Raw genomic sequence first — 2036 nt, forward strand, 5'->3', positions numbered from 1 at the left:
GGCGTTGTCATGGTGCGCGTGCCGGACATCCGCGGGCTGTACGGGGACGCCGCCGACAAGAAGCTGCGCGCGGCGGGCCTCGTCCCCAAGGAGGTCTCGATCCACGGGCCCATCGAGCCGGACGCGGCCGGCATCGGGCAGGCGTACCACGTCCGCCCCGCGGTCGGCACCCTCGTGCCGAAGGGCTCGACGGTCAGCTACCACTCCTGGTGGGAGTCGCAGTAGCGGCGCCGGCGACAGCGCCGGGCCGCCCGACCGCCCGCGCACTCGCCGTCTCGCTCGCGATGGCGGCGGCGGCGGGCGCGGCCACCTACGCGGGCAACGCACTCATCGTCGCCGGGTTCCCCGACCGGCCTGCCCCGCGCGACCTGCTGTTCGAGCTCGTCCCGTACTACGCGCCGGTCCGCTACGTCACGGCCGCCGCGCTCATCGCTGCGCTGACGCTGTTCGCGTTCCACGTGCTGACGCGCGCACGCGAGGACCTGCCCCGCATCGTCACCGTCGTTTCGCTGATGTACCTGCTGCGGGCCGCGATCATGGTGCTCACGCCTCTTGCGTCCGCGCAGGGCGAGGGGCCGTTCGTCTTCTCGGTCGTCCAGTACGGGATGTTCCCGTCGGGGCACGCGGCGGTGACGTGGTTGTGCGCGCGGCTCACCGACCCGGCGCGCGCGCCGCGGCTGCGCGCGTGGCTGTACGTACTCGCCGTCGTCGAGTGGGTGACGCTGGTCGCGGCGCACGGCCACTACTCGATCGACGTGGTCGGCGGCGTGCTGCTCGCCTACTTCGTCGACCGCGAGTGGCAGAGCGGCCGGCTGTTCGGGCCGCTCAAGCGCGCGCTGGGGTGACGCGGACCGTCCGCCTCGGCCCTACCGCACCGTCACGCTGGCGCGCGGGTCGAGCGGGTTCGTGCGGATCGCGAGCGAGAACAGGTACGGGTAGTCGGCCTTGAGGTGCTGCACGTAGTCGAGCCACTGCGTCGCCACGGCCGCGTACGCGCGCTTGATGTCCCCGCCGAGGTGCGCGAGGTCGCTTTCGGGCAGCGCCGCGAAGTCCCCGCGTTCCTCCAGCTCCGCGATGAGGTGGAAGACCGCCCACATCGCGTTGGTGAACTCGTCGTGCTCGAGCAGGTTGGGGTTCTCGAGCAGGCGAACGAGCAGGTCGCGCGAGCCGCGCAGGTGCTCGCGCAGCCCGTCGAGGTCGCCGAGTGAGGTGTCCACCTCGAAGTCGTACGCGGCCACCGCCTTCTTCGCCGCCGCGAATCGCGCCGCGTCCCAGTCGGCCTCCACGAGGAACTCCTCGCGCACCTCACACACGGTGTCGAACGCCACGAGCCGGCGGAGCAGCTCCGTGCCGGTCTCGCTGAAGAACAGCCCGATGACCATGTTGAGCTTGCCGATGAGTTCGCGCTTGGCCATCCGGTCGAGCAGTTGGTCGATGACGAGCGTGACGAGCAGCACCTCGATCGGCAGGAACGCGATGTCATGCAGCGTGAAGATCGCGAGGTGGTGAGCGTCGCGGAAGATCAGGTAGTGCAGAGCCATGAGCGCCGCCGAAACGGCCACGAGGACGATGCCGAACTTGAGACGCCAGCCGCGCTTCATGCGAGGGACCCTTCGTGCCGCGGGTGCGGCGTGATCGCGCCGCGTCGTTGCGCGAATCGTACCCGAGTGTGTGAGTGTCGTTCCCGTGACGTTCGCGGCCGGCCGCGCGGGCCGCGTGGCACGATGGTGTCCGAGGAGGCCCGCACGTGCGCAAGCGCATCGTGATCGTCGGGGCGGCACTCGCGGCGCTGGCCGCCGTCGGGGTGTGGGTGGCTTTCGGTCCGGGGTCGCGAGGTGCGGGCGGCACGCCGTCCGCCGGCCCCGGCGACGCCGGCGCGCGAGCCGCGGCCCCCTCCGCGGCCATCGACCGTTCCTCGCCCCGCGCTCGTGCGCTTGCGTCCGCTGCGATGGCGCAGGTCGGCGTGACCACCTCGTACGACCCGGCGTACGTGATTATCCCGTACCCGGGAGGCGACGTGCCCTCCTCCACCGGCG

The 2036-nt window shown here is 71.8% G+C and carries 3 protein-coding genes and 1 pseudogene; 3 read left to right on the forward strand and 1 reads right to left on the reverse strand.

Features of this window, described 5'->3' with window-relative positions; all coding sequences use genetic code 11:
• Together FDZ70_09760 and FDZ70_09765 are read left to right on the forward strand one after the other, a co-directional pair.
• Nucleotides 1-225: PASTA domain-containing protein (locus FDZ70_09760; protein ID TLM69414.1), on the forward strand; the 225-nt coding region annotated here is incomplete at its 5' end.
• Nucleotides 210-845, forward strand: coding sequence for a hypothetical protein (locus tag FDZ70_09765; protein TLM69415.1), 636 nt, complete (start codon nt 210-212; stop codon nt 843-845). The genes FDZ70_09760 and FDZ70_09765, both read left to right, overlap by 16 nt.
• 21 nt (nt 846-866) lie before the next feature.
• On the opposite strand, the gene FDZ70_09770 is transcribed toward FDZ70_09765, so the two are convergent.
• Nucleotides 867-1601: a hypothetical protein gene (locus FDZ70_09770; protein ID TLM69416.1), complete on the reverse strand. Its 735-nt coding sequence runs from the start codon at nt 1599-1601 to the stop codon at nt 867-869.
• A gap of 332 nt (nt 1602-1933) precedes the next feature.
• Between FDZ70_09770 and FDZ70_09775 the strand changes: the two are divergent.
• A pseudogene (locus FDZ70_09775) lies at nt 1934-2036 on the forward strand (DUF1287 domain-containing protein).

Source organism: Actinomycetota bacterium, from assembly GCA_005774595.1.
In the GTDB taxonomy this organism is placed as follows: Bacteria; Actinomycetota; Coriobacteriia; order Anaerosomatales; family D1FN1-002; genus D1FN1-002.

Excerpts from the sequence above, each read along its gene's own strand:
- FDZ70_09770 (TLM69416.1), bottom strand. The coding sequence starts at position 1,601 with ATGAAGCGCGGCTGGCGTCTCAAGTTCGGCATCGTCCTCGTGGCCGTT.